Annotated in this window: 13 protein-coding genes; 11 read left to right on the top strand and 2 right to left on the bottom strand. The window is 44.3% G+C overall.

From position 1 onward, the window contains the following. Positions 1–168: 168 nt before the first annotated feature. Both MAR181_RS17605 and MAR181_RS17600 read left to right on the top strand, forming a co-directional pair. Positions 169–2,364 carry an EAL domain-containing protein gene (locus tag MAR181_RS17605; RefSeq protein ID WP_013797947.1) on the top strand — a complete coding sequence of 732 codons (2,196 nt, stop codon included), beginning with the start codon at positions 169–171 and terminating at the stop codon, positions 2,362–2,364. Beyond that, a complete protein-coding gene (locus MAR181_RS17600) occupies positions 2,361–4,241 on the top strand; it encodes a sensor histidine kinase (protein ID WP_245546184.1) in 1,881 nt (626 codons plus the stop codon). The genes MAR181_RS17605 and MAR181_RS17600 overlap by 4 nt, the downstream gene beginning before the upstream one ends. 106 nt (positions 4,242–4,347) lie before the next feature. Here MAR181_RS17600 and MAR181_RS17595 read toward each other — a convergent pair whose 3' ends face one another. Both MAR181_RS17595 and MAR181_RS17590 read right to left on the bottom strand, forming a co-directional pair. Next, positions 4,348–5,553: an MFS transporter gene (locus MAR181_RS17595; RefSeq protein WP_013797945.1), complete on the bottom strand. Its 1,206-nt coding sequence runs from the start codon at positions 5,551–5,553 to the stop codon at positions 4,348–4,350. 49 nt (positions 5,554–5,602) lie between these two features. Further along, entirely contained in the window at positions 5,603–5,920 is a 318-nt protein-coding gene (locus tag MAR181_RS17590; protein ID WP_013797944.1) for a DMT family transporter, read from the bottom strand. A 90-nt stretch (positions 5,921–6,010) separates the two neighbouring features. Here MAR181_RS17590 and MAR181_RS17585 point away from each other — a divergent pair, with 90 nt between their 5' ends. From MAR181_RS17585 to MAR181_RS17545, 9 genes are all read left to right on the top strand, one after another. Next, on the top strand, positions 6,011–6,892 hold the full coding sequence (locus tag MAR181_RS17585) for a LysR family transcriptional regulator (RefSeq protein ID WP_013797943.1): 882 nt from the start codon (positions 6,011–6,013) through the stop codon (positions 6,890–6,892). Between the two features lie 84 nt (positions 6,893–6,976). Continuing rightward, positions 6,977–7,393, top strand: coding sequence for a winged helix-turn-helix transcriptional regulator (locus tag MAR181_RS17580; RefSeq protein WP_013797942.1), 417 nt, complete (start codon positions 6,977–6,979; stop codon positions 7,391–7,393). A 257-nt stretch (positions 7,394–7,650) separates the two neighbouring features. Then, complete coding sequence (locus tag MAR181_RS17575) at positions 7,651–8,661, top strand: YjgN family protein (RefSeq protein WP_013797941.1); 1,011 nt, start codon at positions 7,651–7,653, stop codon at positions 8,659–8,661. Next, positions 8,661–9,707: a M48 family metallopeptidase gene (locus MAR181_RS17570; RefSeq protein WP_013797940.1), complete on the top strand. Its 1,047-nt coding sequence runs from the start codon at positions 8,661–8,663 to the stop codon at positions 9,705–9,707. Before MAR181_RS17575 ends, MAR181_RS17570 begins: the two co-directional genes overlap by 1 nt. A 438-nt stretch (positions 9,708–10,145) precedes the next feature. After that, complete coding sequence (locus MAR181_RS17565) at positions 10,146–10,985, top strand: DUF3100 domain-containing protein (RefSeq protein ID WP_013797939.1); 840 nt, start codon at positions 10,146–10,148, stop codon at positions 10,983–10,985. Between the two features lies 1 nt (position 10,986). After that, entirely contained in the window at positions 10,987–11,472 is a 486-nt protein-coding gene (locus MAR181_RS17560; RefSeq protein WP_013797938.1) for a hypothetical protein, read from the top strand. 87 nt (positions 11,473–11,559) lie between these two features. Further along, positions 11,560–12,441 carry an NAD(P)-dependent oxidoreductase gene (locus MAR181_RS17555; RefSeq protein ID WP_013797937.1) on the top strand — a complete coding sequence of 294 codons (882 nt, stop codon included), beginning with the start codon at positions 11,560–11,562 and terminating at the stop codon, positions 12,439–12,441. 14 nt (positions 12,442–12,455) lie between these two features. Continuing rightward, positions 12,456–13,970 (top strand): aldehyde dehydrogenase family protein, encoded by a 1,515-nt coding sequence (locus MAR181_RS17550; RefSeq protein ID WP_013797936.1) that lies wholly within the window; start codon positions 12,456–12,458, stop codon positions 13,968–13,970. A gap of 6 nt (positions 13,971–13,976) precedes the next feature. Then, on the top strand, positions 13,977–15,128 hold the full coding sequence (locus tag MAR181_RS17545; protein WP_013797935.1) for a M20 aminoacylase family protein: 1,152 nt from the start codon (positions 13,977–13,979) through the stop codon (positions 15,126–15,128). Positions 15,129–15,206: the final 78 nt, after the last annotated feature.

The following is a 15,206-nucleotide window of genomic DNA, read 5'->3' as shown; positions in this document are numbered from 1 at the left end:
GTGACTTAGACTTGACCATTAAAAATGGCCAGACGCGTTCATTAGAGCGGTCTTTATTCTGGCTTTTATGACGAGAAACTGAGGATTTATAAGGAAAAAAATAAAAATGAGACTAAGCTTCAAAAAAGTGTTATAGCGAAGCTAATCAAGTTCTAAGGAAGCAAGGCAATGGATTCCCCCTCTCATTTTGACTCGACAATGTTAATGCCCATTCCCAAAGAAGTTTGCAAAGTGTTATCCGTCGAAGATGATGCGGATTATCAAATGGCGTTAATGAACAGCCTAAGTACCCTCCAATATGATGGTAAAAGGGTTGAATTTTTGAAGGCGTCGTCGGCTAGCGAGGCGGCGGTAGTTATTGCGAAAAATCCGGATATTGCGTTGATTTTCCTGGATCTTTCGATGGAAACAGATCAAGCCGGTCTGGGGTTAGTCGGCACGATCCGGGAAGTGATTGGTAATGACCTGGTGCGCATTGTGTTGTTAACGGGCCACCCCGGCATGAAGCCAACCGATAATCTAATCGGTCAATACGACATAGAGGATTGCTGGTGTAAGTCTGACCTCACTCAGGTGCACTTGCAGACCATCGTTGTGAGTACTATCCGTACTTGGGAGCATTTGTTAGTCATGCAAGAAGCCCGTCACAGTATGCGGCTTTTGCTGTTTTCGTGTCAGCGCTTGTCTTCAAAAAAAGACATGTTGGAGTATGCCCGCGCCATATTAGAAGAAATCAGCCGTCTGCTAAAAATTGTTCAGGGTGGTATGGCTTGCTTTGTTAACTCTGAACACGAAAAAATTGAAGATGCGCTTATTGTGGCTGCGAACGGAGAGTATTCGTCCTATGTTCATCAATTGGCATCGACAGCCATTAAAGATGAGACCTTAATCGAAGCGGCATGTCAAACGAGCTTGACTAAGAAACACGCTTTCTTAGACGGCTTTTCAGTGCTGTATTTTTCAAACAAAGAGTTTGAAGGCCGGGATTACATAGTCATCGTCAAATTTAACCGAAATTTAACCATCAATGAGGTTAATTTGTTGCAAGTGTTGTGCGAAAACATCAGCGTCGGTTTTCGCAATGTTGCATTAAACAGCAAGTTGTCTGAGTTGGCTTACATTGAACCCATCTCGGGGATACACAATAAGAGCTGGTTAGTGCGTGAAATTCGGCACATGTTTGCTTGGGAGCGAGAAAAGGCCAAGCTGTTAATGCTGCATGTGGAGGATTTGGCTTACACCGAGTCGGTGTTGGGCACAAAATATTGTGATCAACTGACCTTATCTTTGTACGAATATTTATGTGACTTCTTTGATAACTCGGTGGATGTGGCGTTATTTGAGCGGGATACGATTGTGATGGTGATTTATGACAGTAAAGACTATCACGAGGCCAATTTAGAGCAGGTGATTCACCCCAGTGTGACGGTGGAAGACGCCATTCATTCTTTAGATTTAACCATTAGTTTGGTGAATTTTGCCGATTTCCCGAATTACGAAGCTGAACAGTTAGTGAGTGTCGGTAAAAGTACCCTGGAACGTGCGAAGTATGAAGGGGTGTCTTTCTTAGCTTTCTCGGAAGAGTTGGCATCTGCCATGTTTGGTCGATATGAGCTCCTGAAAGAGCTTCGAGAGGTTATTTTACAGGATGACATTGATGTCTATTTTCAGCCAAAGGTAGCTTTGCTTGATCAGACCTTGATTGGTTTTGAGGCCTTGGCTCGCTGGAAAAATAAAAGTGGTAATTTTGTCTCACCAGAGCAGTTCATTGCCTTGGCGGAAAGCTGTGGTTTAGTCGACAAATTGGATCGACAAATTTTGCGTAAAACTTGTAAAGCCATTAATGAACTGAAAAGCATTGGTATAAGTGTGCCGATCTCGGTAAACGTAGCGGGGAATGAAATTTCCCGTCCGAATTATTTTGAACAATTTTCCGCTATTTTACGCGAAGAAAATATTGATAATAATTTAATTGAATTGGAAATTACGGAATCTCAATTTATTAAAGAAAAAACCACCATTAATCGTCACCTTGATACCTTGAAAGAGATTGGGGTGAGGGTGAATATCGATGATTTTGGCACGGGATATTCGTCATTGACTTATTTGTCGACCTTATCTGTCTCTACCATCAAGATTGACCACAGTTTTGTTTGGCGAATGGAGGACTCAGAAAAAGACTGGAAAATATTAAAAATGATTATCGAACTGGGTCACTCTCTAGGCTTGGATGTGATTGCCGAAGGCATTGAGACAGAACAACAGAAAGCGCACTTGTTGACGTTGGGCTGTGAACATGGGCAAGGATACTTGTTTGCTAAGCCTATGCCTTTGTCTGAGGTGATGGTTTGGGTGAAACCATGACAGAAAAACCACCGTCAATTCGGCAAAAATGGCTGACGGAAACGCAGCAATTAATGGCGGCTTTAGTATTGTTATTGCTGGTGGTGGTTTCTATTAGTGTGATCAGCTATCGATTTTTTTGGCAACAAAAAGAAAGCCAATTGGTCTGGAGCGAAACAGAGTTGTTGACCAGAAGCAGCAGTGCTTTTAGTCGTGAAGTGGGGCACATCAAAAAGAGCACACTGTTGCTTCGTAATAGTGTTATTGCTCGCCTGAAGCTACAAAGTGAACTCTCAAACGAATACGATTGGAAGGCCGCAATCGCTAATGAATTTCGGTTATTTGCCGCGACCTCTGAATTAATCTCTCAGGTTCGTTGGATGTCCGCAGATGGTATGGAACAGGTCAGGGTAAATTCACAAGAAGGCATCGTGTCCCGTGTGTCAGAGGCTCAACTGCAGAATAAACAAGGCCGACCTTACATCAAACAAGCGCCAATTAAACCAGATGACGTTTATGTTTCCCCACTGGACCTCAATGTTGATAACGGAGAAGTGGTTCGGCCTTTTCAGCCGACCGTACGTGGTGTGGTGCGTATCTCTGGTCGTGATTCGGGGTTGCTTGTGGTGAATTATAATTTGGCTAATATGTTTGATCGGCTCAAACAGTTGAATAGCGACTTAGTGCATTTAGAAGTGCTTGATAAACAAGGCGGTTGGCTCATGTCGGATGATCAATCATTAGAGTGGGGACATGTGTTACGGCCGACCGAGCAAGGCGTTCGGATGTCAAGTCGGTTTCCTGATGTGTGGCGCAGCATCAAGTCGGAAGCCGTTGATTTAAAACGCTATTGGGGGCAAGGGCGTTTATGGAGCTTTATGCGTTTTTATTTAGATGAAGAGGACAGTTTACAGCCAAGAGATGTGCCTTTCATTTACCTTGTTGCCCATTCCGAGCCGACAATGTTTGCGCGTTGGCATTTCATGTTGAAGAGTGGTGTTGTGTTGTTAGCTAGCATCGTTTATTTCTTGTTAGCTTGGTGGGGCTGGCGCCATTTGCAAGCACAATTTACCAGTAAGCGACTGTTAAAACAGCTCAAGCGCGAAAAGCGTCAAACGGAACAAGCCAACCAAAAACTGCACGACATGAATAAAAGGCTAGTGGAGTTGCAGGATGAATTGGTTGAAACCAGTAAATTATCCTCGTTGGGTATGATGGTGTCAGGGTTAGCCCATGAAATTCATACGCCGCTAGGTGGCGTAAAGTTGGCACTCTCGTCGAGTCGACAACTAATCGATCAAGCACAAATGACGGCTGACAATGTCGAGAGAATGGAAGTCTCATTAAGCATTGCCGAGAAAAATCTGCAGCGGGCGTTAGAGGCGGTATCAAACTTTAAACGAATTGCGTCGGACCGTGCTGTTCAAGATGTTCAGCCTTTTTTCTTCAATGATGTACTGGATGATTTACTGTTTACGTATCGGCCACGTCTGACAAAGCGTCCGAAAGTGGCTGTTATGTCAGAATGCCCTGAGCGTATCGAAATGCAGGGATATCCAGGAGTGATGTCGCAAATTGTTCAAAATCTTATCGATAATGCGTTGGAATATGCGTTTCATGAAAAGGAAGCCGGTCAGATTCGCATTACCGCCCATCGAGTTGGAACAGACTTAGAGCTGGTGGTGCAAGATGATGGCTTTGGTATCGCCACCGAGATCTTAGGTACGGTGTTTGATCCTTTTAAAACCACTGGGCGAGACCGACAACACAATGGACTCGGCTTATATCTGGTGCATCAATGGGTTTATAAACTGATGGCGGGACGACTAAACCTAGAGTCTGAATTGGGTGTGGGAACCCGTTTTCAGATTATTATCCCTTTGCAGATCGAAAAATAACCGTTTAGCTCAACATGGCATTAGAGAAAATTTCTAGCTGGCGTAACCAACAGCCTGCACTTGATAACGCTCTGTAACGGCTTGTTGAGCAAGCCATTCCTAAAACTTAAGCCTTGCTAGACAAGGTTTTAGGGCTAGCAAACCACCCCAAGGTCATCCAAATCAAACCAATCATTAAGAGCACATACAGGGGTGGATGCCATGATTGTTGCCAGTCATACAAAGCACCAATCAGAACCGGTCCTAGAGCCGCTAAGGTGTAACCGAATAATTGCGACATGCCGGATAAACTCGCTGCTTGTTTTGGTGTATCGGTTCTCATGCCAATGAAAGACAACCCCAAAATAAACCCCATGCTGATGCCAAAGCCGTAGCTCAATGACCAAAAACCAGATAACGTTGGCACATAGAGCCAGCCTAGAATGCTGATGACCGTTAGGCTGGTAGCAAACAGACATAAACGTCTGTGACTGCCCAAATACTGAATAAAGGGTGCCAAAATAAGCGAAGGCAAAGCGCCGGCTAATTGTAAATAGCCTTGATACAAGCCTGCCGTGGTGTCGGTATAACCATGGCTGACCAAAATGGCAGGAATCCACGCCACCACAATATAATTAAACAAAGAATTGACCGCCAGAAAACCCGCTACCTGCCATGATGACAGGCGGCGCCATAGGCTGCCGTTGGTTTCGCCTCGGGTGTTTTTAGGCTGATGATGTTGCGTGATACGGCAACAGAACCAAACCAGTATCGCGGGCAAGATAATCACAGTCTGACATGCTAAGGCAAAAGACCATCCACTGAAGGGGAGTTGAGCCTGATTAGCGACGTCGCTTAACGGCACAGCAAAGCTCGACATGACAAAACCGCCGACGCCCATCATCAACACGTAAATGGCGGTCAGTTGTACAACGAACTGAGGAAATTCGCGTTTTAATAAACTTGGTAACAGCACATTCCCAATGGCAATGCCTGCGCCAATCAAAAGTGCGCCCAAATAGAGACTACTAATAGAACCCATGGCGCGGATCAACATGCCAAGAGCGATCAATCCCACGCCAGTGGCGAGAATTTTTTCGATGCGAAAAAAGCGCGTCAGCCATGATGCAACAGGTGCAAATACGGCAAAAGCTAATAGGGGAATACTAACTAATAGCCCAGATTGTGAACTGTTTAATTGCAGTTGTTGACTGATGCGATCCAGCAAAGGCGGTAAACCGGTGACGGGACCGCGTAAACACAAGGCAATCAGAAAAATAAACAGTAACAAGAACCAAGCATCATGCCTCATTAATTGTTTTATTGTTTTCATGGATGTCCTTAATGTTGCTGATTGCGAGCGCAAAGTCGTCATTATACGCTCAAGCGGCGAACTTAAGTAAGGCCACTCCAAGGATGATCAAGAGCACGCCCATGTAACGCATTAATGACGTCGGGTCACCATAAAACCAGACCCCAACCAAAAAAGTCCCCGCCGCACCAATGCCTGTCCAGACGGCATAAGCCGTTCCCATAGGGATGTCTTTTTGGGCCATCCACAGCAAACTGCCGCTAATTAACAAAAAGACCACCGCAATGCTGATGCCTAACAAACGTGATTCACTTGACTGCGCAATTTTTAGGCCGATTGGCCAGCCGATTTCGGTAAAACCTGCTAATAATAAATACAACCAACTCATGACAATGCTCCCTCAAAACAGAGACTATTTGCCGTGCATACTATCAACAACTAAGATGATTAAAAGTTAGTAACTATAGAAATTATTCATATGTTAAATCTAGAACAAATAAACATGCTGGTGTTGTCTGCAGAGCTAGGCTCCTTTTCCGCGTGTGCAAGGAAATTGGGCAAGGTGCAGTCTGCGGTCAGTCACGGCATCAGTAACTTGGAATTGGATTTAGGCGTCGAATTGTTTGATCGCTCTTTTCGCAGCCCTCGATTGACCCCTGAAGGTGAGCGTTTAGTCAGGAGCGCCAAAGCGTTATTAGCACAATCCCATGAGTTTGAAAAAATCGCTGAATCCATCATTCGTCATGAAGAAAGTGCACTAACCCTTGCGGTAGATGATGCGCTATTGGAAGCTCAAGTTGTTGATGTTTTAGAGGCGTTCGCTGAGGCATTTCCTTTTGTGCAACTGGACGTGTTGTCTATGGCCTCGGTAGACATTACGGAAGCGGTGGCGAACGGTGACTCTGATTTGGGCATCATGTTCTCGGAAGTCGATATCAATAAACAAATCGATTTTTGTTACGTGGGTGGCGTGGACTTTATCCCGGTTTGTCATGCGGATTATCCCTTGGCGTCACAGTCTATTCAATCAGAGTCTGATTTGGCGCCATATCGACAAATTTCAGTACGTGGTCTTGCAAAACAAGAGTCACAAATTTTGATTAGCATGACCCCCAATGTGTGGTGGTGCTCCAGCTATTATGCGGTACTGCAGCTCATAGAGCGCCAAATTGGTTGGGCGTATGTGCCAGTATCTCTGGTTCAGTCGAAGATTGCACAAGGTCGATGGGTAAAAATGGACGCGGCGTTTGACCACAAACCTTGGTCTGTCCCCGTGGATTTGGTGTTCAAAAAAGGTGTTGAGCCTGGTCCTGCTTCACAATGGTTATTTGACGCCTTTAAGAATGCCTTTTCGTCCTAGCAACACATTCCATTTGGACTACAGAAAAAATACCATTACAATACAATAAACAAACTTTTAGTAAGTACATGCAAGTAGGTAAGTATGAGTGGTTTTAAAGTACAAACAGAAGGGGGCAAAGTCATTGAGTTTACCCGTGGTAATGTTTTATCCAACAAGTGTCCATCCAGAGAAATCTTAAAACACGTTACCAGCCGTTGGGCGGTATTGATTTTTATGGTGCTAAAAGATGGTGAACGACACCGTTTCAGTGATCTACGCCGGACGATTGAAGGGGTCAGTGAGAAGATGCTGGCGCAGACTCTGCAAACCCTTGAGCAGGATAACTTTGTGCAACGCACGTCTTATCCCGTTGTGCCTCCAAAAGTGGAATACAACCTGACGCCGACTGGCTTACAGGTGGCGGATCATGTGATTGAATTGGTGTCTTGGCTGGAAGACAACATTTTCAATATTTTAAATTTGGAAGATACTGAGGAAGGGGCAAAAGCTTCTAGATAGTTTTTAACTCGTATGACGACTCCAGTGTTGCTTTAATGACGGGCATCCATATACGTCTTTCTCCTGCGTTTTTTATAGAAACAGATGATCATGACTTATTCAAATTTCCCTCAAGTACTTTGTATAACATTAGTCTATAGCAAACGATTCCACATAGAAGACTCAATTATTCATCTTGTTAATTAATTGATATTTGAGTTATTTTGACTAAAATATCAATTAATTAACGAATTTTAGACATATAAGGAAATGGTGTAGTGAATAAAACTTTTCGTGAGGTTGAGTTTTCTGGAAAAAATGGTGAATACTTTCGTCTTTGTTTAGTTAACTTTTTTTTAACCGTAATAACATTAGGTATTTATAGTCCATGGGCGATGGTACGTAATAAACAGTACCTTTATGGCCATACTCGTGTTGATGGACATGCTTTTGGTTACCATGGAGATCCGATAAAAATATTGAAGAGTCGTATAATCGCCTTTATTCTATTGCTTATATATTTTTCTATTACATTTTTTTTTCCAGAAACGATATTGCTTTTTTCTGTTGTTCTATTGTGCTTCCTCCCGTGGATTATAGTGCAAAACTTGAAATTCTCTAATCGAATGATGAGTTATCGAAATGTTAGATTTGACTTTTCTGGACAGAAGAAAGGGGGCCTTTTAACCTTTATTATTTATCCCGTCTTGAGTGTGTTTACCTTGTATTTGGCGCTGCCTTTGGTGATAAAAAAACAGTTTGAGTATTTGTTTGACAATAAGCAATATGGAAAAATTAATTTCAAATCTCATTTTAAGACAGTTGAATTTTACAAGGTTTTTGGTCTTGCTGCTGCCATTATAATACCGGTTATTATTCTGGCTATATCTGTAATGAGTAGTGGGGCTGGTATAGAAGGTAGGATTTGGTTATTGATTTTCATTATGGCAGGAGGCTTTATGTTAGCCAATATTGTGACTTCTGCTCTTCTATGGAAGCAACTCACACACAATATAACCTTACCTAATGTTGCAAAATTTGATACGACAGTCTCCATAACAGGTATGTTTGTTTTAGTGATGACAAACTTTTTGATTGTTGTATTCACGTTGGGTCTAGGTGCCCCTATTGCGGTAATGAGACAAAGACGTTATATGTGTGAAAACACACAATATCAGATTGAAGTTGGTATTGAAGATATTGTGAGTAACGCCAAATCAGATGCCAGTGCATTAGGAGAAGAGTTAAATGACCTTTTTGACTTGGGCATTGCTGAGAACTCCTTTTAATGGATCAACCTTTAATCTTTGCCGGGGCATTTTTTCTGCCCCGGCAAAGTAAAGCCTATGCAGCATTATTATCTTGCAGAGAAAAAGGCGTCATTTATCTAGAATGTTCCGAAGCTGATATATCCAAAGAATATCAGCAGGGTGATTTTACCTTGTCCCCAAATATTATGGGATTGCCTATTTCATTTCAGTTCGAAGATGGTTCAGTCTTCAACCCCGATATATCGTCCAAAACCGCCTTACTAGAATGGAGTCACTCATATCGAAAAGGTAAGTGGCTGGAATGGATTGAGAATCGCTATAAGGCTCTTGTACTATGTGTGATAACTCTTCCCATTATTATCGCATCATTATACTTATACGGTCCGACTCTACTTTCTCGTGTAACAACGCCCTTTATTCCTGTCTCAATAGATGAATTGGTGGGGGATAAAACCCTTTTTTTGCTTGAAAGAGTGGATTTGTCCGAGTCGAATTTATCAAAAGTGATGCAAAATGAGATTAAAAAGGCCTGGCACGATAATTTAAAAAAATTGAATGTACCACATCAAGCGTCTTTCAAGTTACTTTTTCGACGTTCTGAGATATTTCAAAATAATGCGTTTACATTAAGTAATCGCACTATTGTGATGACAGATTCACTGGTGAAGAAAATGCTGTCCAATCAGCAAGCTATACAGGCTGTATTATTACATGAAACAGGCCATGTGATTTTTCGACACAACACAAGGGCTCTGATGCAGTCATTTTATACAACGATATTGACGTCATTAATATTAAATGACTTAGAAACCCTTAATGAATCTTTTATTGGCTTAGGAACAGGCGTAGTGAATAGTGCTTTCTCTCGCGAGATGGAAAAAGAAGCGGATGACTTTGCAATACAAAGCCTCAAACAACTTGCAGGATCGTCAAATGGGTTTATCGAAGCGATGCAAGTGCTAGGAGAAGCGCACGTACGCCATCATAAGGAAACCTGGTTTGAGAGCTTATTCAGTACACATCCACCCATACAAGAAAGAATCGACATGGCGAATGAGCCATAATCACCATGTAAACGAGAAACCCTAAGCTTGAAGTGAGCGTCCCCTCCTAGGAATGGCATACTCTATTTAATGTCTGAACTGACATGTCGTTTCTTAGATTCTTTTGGAATAAGTTTTTGTATTAATAGAGTTTATTCTTTATCAATAAGGGGGTCTTTATTCCTTCTAGTATTGAAATTTTGTGTGATTTTTCACTCGACGTACAAAAATAGTGCGATCTTTCAGAGTGCATATTGGTGAAAATACAACAAAATAAAATAGCATGCCCAATTTTGAAGCGAAGACGCTCTTATTGGGTGCTTATTAAGAAGAGGGCGGCGGATATTATTTTAGTGCTTCAATGATATTGGTGTTGCCAGAAAGGCAACATCTAAAAATACCAAAGCAACATATAAAGGCGTTCCATAAAAAGGCCATTTACTTACCTTGGAGCCTTGAATGAAGAACCCATCCTCCCCACTGAGTTTGCTGTTGAATTGGCGACTGCATTTAATTGTGGTTGTTATTTCTGTTCTATCTGAATGGATTGGAATTCAGAGCATTCCCATCGCTAATGCAAAACTGCTTTTTTTACCCCTGTTTTATGCTTTTGCCTTGTGTTTGTTTGTGAACCCAAACATTACCAAGTTTTCAGCAAAAATCCTGACCAAGAAAAACGCGTCGATTGCCGCGCCACTAATTGTCATTGGTATTTTGCCGTTTATTGCCAAGTTTGGAACCTTAATTGGCCCAGCGCTTCCTAAAATAGCGGAAGCGGGTGCGGCGATGATACTCCAAGAATTGGGCAATCTCGGCACCATGTTGATCGCCATGCCGATTGCGGTTCTGGTGTTCAAAATGGGACGTGAAGCCATTGGCGCGACTTACTCTATTGCCCGTGAACCGAACATTGCTTTGATCTCAGATCGTTACGGCCTCAAAAGTCACGAAGGGATTGGCGTCATGGGAGTCTATGTCATGGGCACCATGTTCGGGACGATTTATTTCTCATTAATGGCCGGTTTTCTGGCAACAACAGGGTGGTTTGATCCGAAAGCATTGGCCATGGCCTGTGGTGTTGGCAGTGGCAGTATGACCGCCGCTTGCTCTGGTACCTTGGCTTCAGCTTATCCTGAAATGAAAGACGAACTGCTGGCGTTTGCAGGAGCGAGTAATCTATTGACTAATGCGACGGGATTGTATGTTGCGATCTTTATTGCATTGCCTTTTTCGGAATGGTTTTACAAGAAATTATCGGGTGAAAAAAACAATAACCTGACAATAAAAGGGGCGGAGTAAGATGAATTCTAATATTGATAATAGCGTTGAAAACCAGCCAGAAACACAATTAACGTTTCGGGAGAATCTGATTGCCTTGGCTGTTATTTCAGTGGTCAGCCTGATCAGTAACTGGGCTGGAACAGGTATCGACCCTATCAAAACCCTACCCGCCATGCTCATTATTTATGTCATGGTGATCTTTGGTTTGATATTGGCGAAATTGATTCCTATCGGCTTTCCTGCCGTCGCCTGGGTTTCTTTAGTGAGTGTTTTAGTCACCATCCCTATTTCGCCAGTGTCCGAAATCATTTTGACAGAGCTTAAAAATATCAGTTTTTTGGCAATGGTGACACCAATTCTAGCGTATGCAGCACTGGCTATTACCAAAATGGAAGTCGATTTATTTAAACGTTCTGGCTTCAAAATAGCCATCATTTCCATTCTGGTCTTTACCGGAACCTACGTGGGTTCTGTGATGGTTGCTAACGCCTTATTAGGTGTCTAAATGGTGCTATAAGCAATGTGACTTGGAGGTTTAAAAGAGCCTCCAAGGCTGTCTCATTAAATTATCTCAATCGTTAATAGGATTAACATGAGTCAAATTATTGGCATTATTGGTCTAGGCAACATGGGTTGCAACATGGGTGCGACACTGGTGAAAAAAGGCTTCACCGTGATCGGCTTTGACCTGTCAGAACAAGCCCGTCAGAAAGCAACAGCGCAAGGCATGCAAAGTGTTAGTGGATTACAAGATCTGGCCAACAAGAGCTCTGTGGTGATTTTGTCTTTACCCAAAGCAGAACATGTTGAAGCCGTCTGTCTTGGGGAACAGGGATTAGCCCAATTATTAGCACCAGACAGCGTGGTGATTGATACCACGACGTCTGTGCCTGAAACCAGTCGTTTGGTGGCAGAGGCTTTCGCCTTGCGAAACATTGGCTTTTTAGATGCGCCAGTTTCGGGAGGTCCAGCCGGTGCTGCTGCTGGCACCATGAGTATGGTTATTGGCGGTAACGAAACGCTTTATCAGTCTGTGCTGCCTGTATTAGAAGCCATGAGCAGTGTCAGGGTGCATGTGGGGGACGTGGGTGCTGGAAACATTGCCAAAATTGCCAATAACATGCTCGCGGCCGCCCACCTTATTACCACCGCCGAAGCATTAACCTTGGCAGAAAAAGCCGGAGTGGATCCTGAAAAAGTATTGCAAGCCATTAATGCGGGTTCTGGTCGCAGTGGCGCCAGCCAAGCCATGTTTCCTAACTGGGTGATGAACAAAGCTTACAACTCAGGATTTACCATGGGGCTGATGAGAAAAGACATAGGTTTGGCAGCGAGCCTTGCTGCTGACTTACAGCTTGATCTGCCGATGACCAAACAAACAGCCACATTATGGCAAAACAGCCATGAGCAGATTGCCGATACTCAAGATTTTTGCTGCATTACACAATACACCAACCCTGATTTATTTAGCTAAAGGGCTTTTTATACATGAAAACCGAATATCAGAGCATTATTCAACAGTACTGGCCTGAAACAGACAGCATTCCCAGCTTGGTGAATGGAGAATTTGTCTTTGGCTCAGGGGGAAGCATCACTATTTACAACGCCCATGACGGCAGTGAGCGCTTACAGTATCCAGATGCCGATGAGGCCATTATAAAAGCTGCGGATGCGGCCGCCAGTGAGGCCAAAAAAACATGGTGGGCGATGACTGCGCAAGCTCGTGGTCAAATTATGTATCGCATCGGATACAAAATTCGCGAGCAATTGGACAATCTGGCCCTAGTCGAATGTTATTCTTCCAACAAACCTATTCGTGATGCCAAGGTGGAAGTGCTTAAAGTCGCCGAGATGTTTGAATATTATGCTGGCTGGGCCGACAAACTTCATGGGGAAGTGATTCCGGTTCCTACCACACATCTGAATTATGTAACCTATGAACCATTAGGCACCGTATTACAAATTACCCCATGGAATGCCCCTATCTTTACCTGTGGTTGGCAACTTGCTCCGGCCATTGCGGCGGGTAACGCTGTGATTTTAAAACCTTCTGAATTGACTCCGGTATCGTCTATTTTAGTGGCGGCACTTGCTCATCAAGCTGGCGTGCCAAGCGGACTGATTAATGTTATTGCTGGCTATGGTCACACGGCTGGGCAAATGGCCATCAAGCAGGCCAACATTCGTAAAGTGGTGTTTGTCGGTTCCCCAGCGACAGGTAAACGTATTGCCGTGAGTGCGGCTGAACAGGGCGTGCCTTGTGTGTTAGAACTGGGCGGTAAATCTGCGAATATTGTGTTTGACGATGCGAATTTAGACTTAGCCGTGAAGGGCGCGCAAGCGGCGATTTTCTCAGGGGCAGGGCAAAGCTGTGTGTCGGGCTCTCGATTATTGGTGCAAGACACTATTTATGAACGTTTTTGTGAAGCCGTATCACAGGCCGCCAAGCATTTTGTGATAGGGGATCCAAGTGATGATGCAACCCAGATAGGCCCCATTCATAATCAGAAGCAGTATCAGCATGTCACCGACATGATCACCCGTGCGCAAAGCGAAGGCGCAACGGCCATCGACAATGGTTGTCCAGCGATTCCTGAAAGCTCAGGTTACTATGTCAATCCGACCTTGCTGAAAGGCCATAACGCCATGCACTGCGCTCAAGAAGAAATCTTTGGCCCTGTGGTGGTCGCTATTCCCTTTAAAGATGAAGACGAGGCCATTGCCATCGCCAATGACAGTCGTTTTGGTTTAGCCGGTGCTGTGTGGACTCAGGATGTTGGCCGAGCACATCGAGTGGCGAAACAGGTCAACGCCGGTACGTTTTGGATTAATGGCTATAAAACAATCCATGTTTCCTCGCCCTTTGGTGGTTATGGCGAAAGCGGCTATGGTCGTTCATCGGGTCTGGAAGCACTACGCGAATACAGTGAAGTGAAAAGTGTTTGGGTGGAAACCGCTCGAACCCCAGCCGCCAATTTTGGCTACAGCGCGAATTTGGAATAAATAACGATGAATATGGAACAACTCATTACAACAGCGACCCAGTGGCGAAGAGAATTTCATCGCCACCCTGAGCTTGGTTTTGCTGAACATCAAACTGCACAAAAAGTGGCCGAGCTGTTACGTGAATTTGGCTTAGAAGTGCACACTGGCATAGGCGTAACCGGTGTGGTGGGCGTGCTAAAAAATGGCTCAGGACCTGCGATTGGCTTGCGAGCCGACATGGATGCATTACCCATGCAGGAACTGGGCGACTGCGATCATAAGTCTCAGCATCAAGGCTGCATGCACGCCTGTGGTCATGATGGCCATACGGCCATGTTATTAGGCGCGGCCTGTTATTTGGCACAGCAAAAAAACATTCGTGGCACGCTTTATTTTGTCTTTCAACCGGCTGAAGAAAATTTAGGCGGAGCGCAAAAAATGATCCGGGACGGTCTGTTTGAACGCTTTCCAATGGACGCGATTTATGGCTTGCATAATTGGCCGGGATTGCCGGCAGGACACATCGCCGTTAACGATGACGCCATGATGGCATCGCTCGATACCTTTACCCTGATGGTCACCGGAAAAGGTTCTCATGCGGCGATGCCGCATATGGGCATTGATCCGATTGTCGCGGCGTCAGAATTGGTTTTGCGTTTGCAAACCATAGTGTCGCGACATGTTTCTCCGTTAGAGTCTGCGGTGGTCAGCGTGACCATGTTTAACAGTGGCGAAGCCATTAATGTCTTGCCCGAGTCCGCTACCCTAAAAGGCACAGTAAGGTGCTTAAATGCAGCGACTCGCGAGCGAGTGGAACAGCTGATGGCAGACTATGTCGCCAGTTATAATCAGGCGCCAGGCTTAAAGGTTTCCCTGTCTTTTCAGCGTGGTTACCCTGTGACCAGTAATCACCCAGCGCAGGCCGCCATTGTTTATGAGGTGGCAAAAACGCAATTGGGTGAGAATAAAGCGCATCATAACCTGCCGCCTTCTATGGCGTCGGAAGACTTCGCTTTCATGTTAGAGCAGTGTCCAGGGGCGTATTTCTGGTTAGGCGTCGATGCTGACGAGTCCATTGCCCTGCATAACCCTTATTATGATTTTAACGACCAAGTCATCGGCACTGGGATACAGTTTTGGTGTGATTTAGTGAGTCAGCAACAGCCTAGCGATTAGACTGTATTTAAAGTGTTTTTGGTTACGCTATTCAGTGTTGTAAGCAAGGCTGGATCAGCCTCCCGTTGGCAGCCAGCT

Origin of the sequence: Marinomonas posidonica IVIA-Po-181, from assembly GCF_000214215.1 — a bacterium.
Classification (GTDB): Bacteria; Pseudomonadota; Gammaproteobacteria; order Pseudomonadales; family Marinomonadaceae; genus Marinomonas; species Marinomonas posidonica.
Note: the sequence above shows the minus strand (reverse complement) of the source record. Positions and strands in the feature narration are given on the sequence as shown.

What these genes read in the sequence shown, in the direction of transcription:
- MAR181_RS17590 (WP_013797944.1), bottom strand. Translation starts at nt 5,920, where the DNA reads ATGAGTTGGTTGTATTTATTATTAGCAGGTTTTACCGAAATCGGCTGG.
- MAR181_RS17550 (WP_013797936.1), top strand. Translation starts at nt 12,456, where the DNA reads ATGAAAACCGAATATCAGAGCATTATTCAACAGTACTGGCCTGAAACA.
- MAR181_RS17585 (WP_013797943.1), top strand. Translation starts at nt 6,011, where the DNA reads ATGTTAAATCTAGAACAAATAAACATGCTGGTGTTGTCTGCAGAGCTA.
- MAR181_RS17560 (WP_013797938.1), top strand. Translation starts at nt 10,987, where the DNA reads ATGAATTCTAATATTGATAATAGCGTTGAAAACCAGCCAGAAACACAA.
- MAR181_RS17605 (WP_013797947.1), top strand. Translation starts at nt 169, where the DNA reads ATGGATTCCCCCTCTCATTTTGACTCGACAATGTTAATGCCCATTCCC.
- MAR181_RS17580 (WP_013797942.1), top strand. Translation starts at nt 6,977, where the DNA reads ATGAGTGGTTTTAAAGTACAAACAGAAGGGGGCAAAGTCATTGAGTTT.
- MAR181_RS17555 (WP_013797937.1), top strand. Translation starts at nt 11,560, where the DNA reads ATGAGTCAAATTATTGGCATTATTGGTCTAGGCAACATGGGTTGCAAC.
- MAR181_RS17595 (WP_013797945.1), bottom strand. Translation starts at nt 5,553, where the DNA reads ATGAAAACAATAAAACAATTAATGAGGCATGATGCTTGGTTCTTGTTA.
- MAR181_RS17565 (WP_013797939.1), top strand. Translation starts at nt 10,146, where the DNA reads ATGAAGAACCCATCCTCCCCACTGAGTTTGCTGTTGAATTGGCGACTG.
- MAR181_RS17570 (WP_013797940.1), top strand. Translation starts at nt 8,661, where the DNA reads ATGGATCAACCTTTAATCTTTGCCGGGGCATTTTTTCTGCCCCGGCAA.
- MAR181_RS17545 (WP_013797935.1), top strand. Translation starts at nt 13,977, where the DNA reads ATGAATATGGAACAACTCATTACAACAGCGACCCAGTGGCGAAGAGAA.
- MAR181_RS17600 (WP_245546184.1), top strand. Translation starts at nt 2,361, where the DNA reads ATGACAGAAAAACCACCGTCAATTCGGCAAAAATGGCTGACGGAAACG.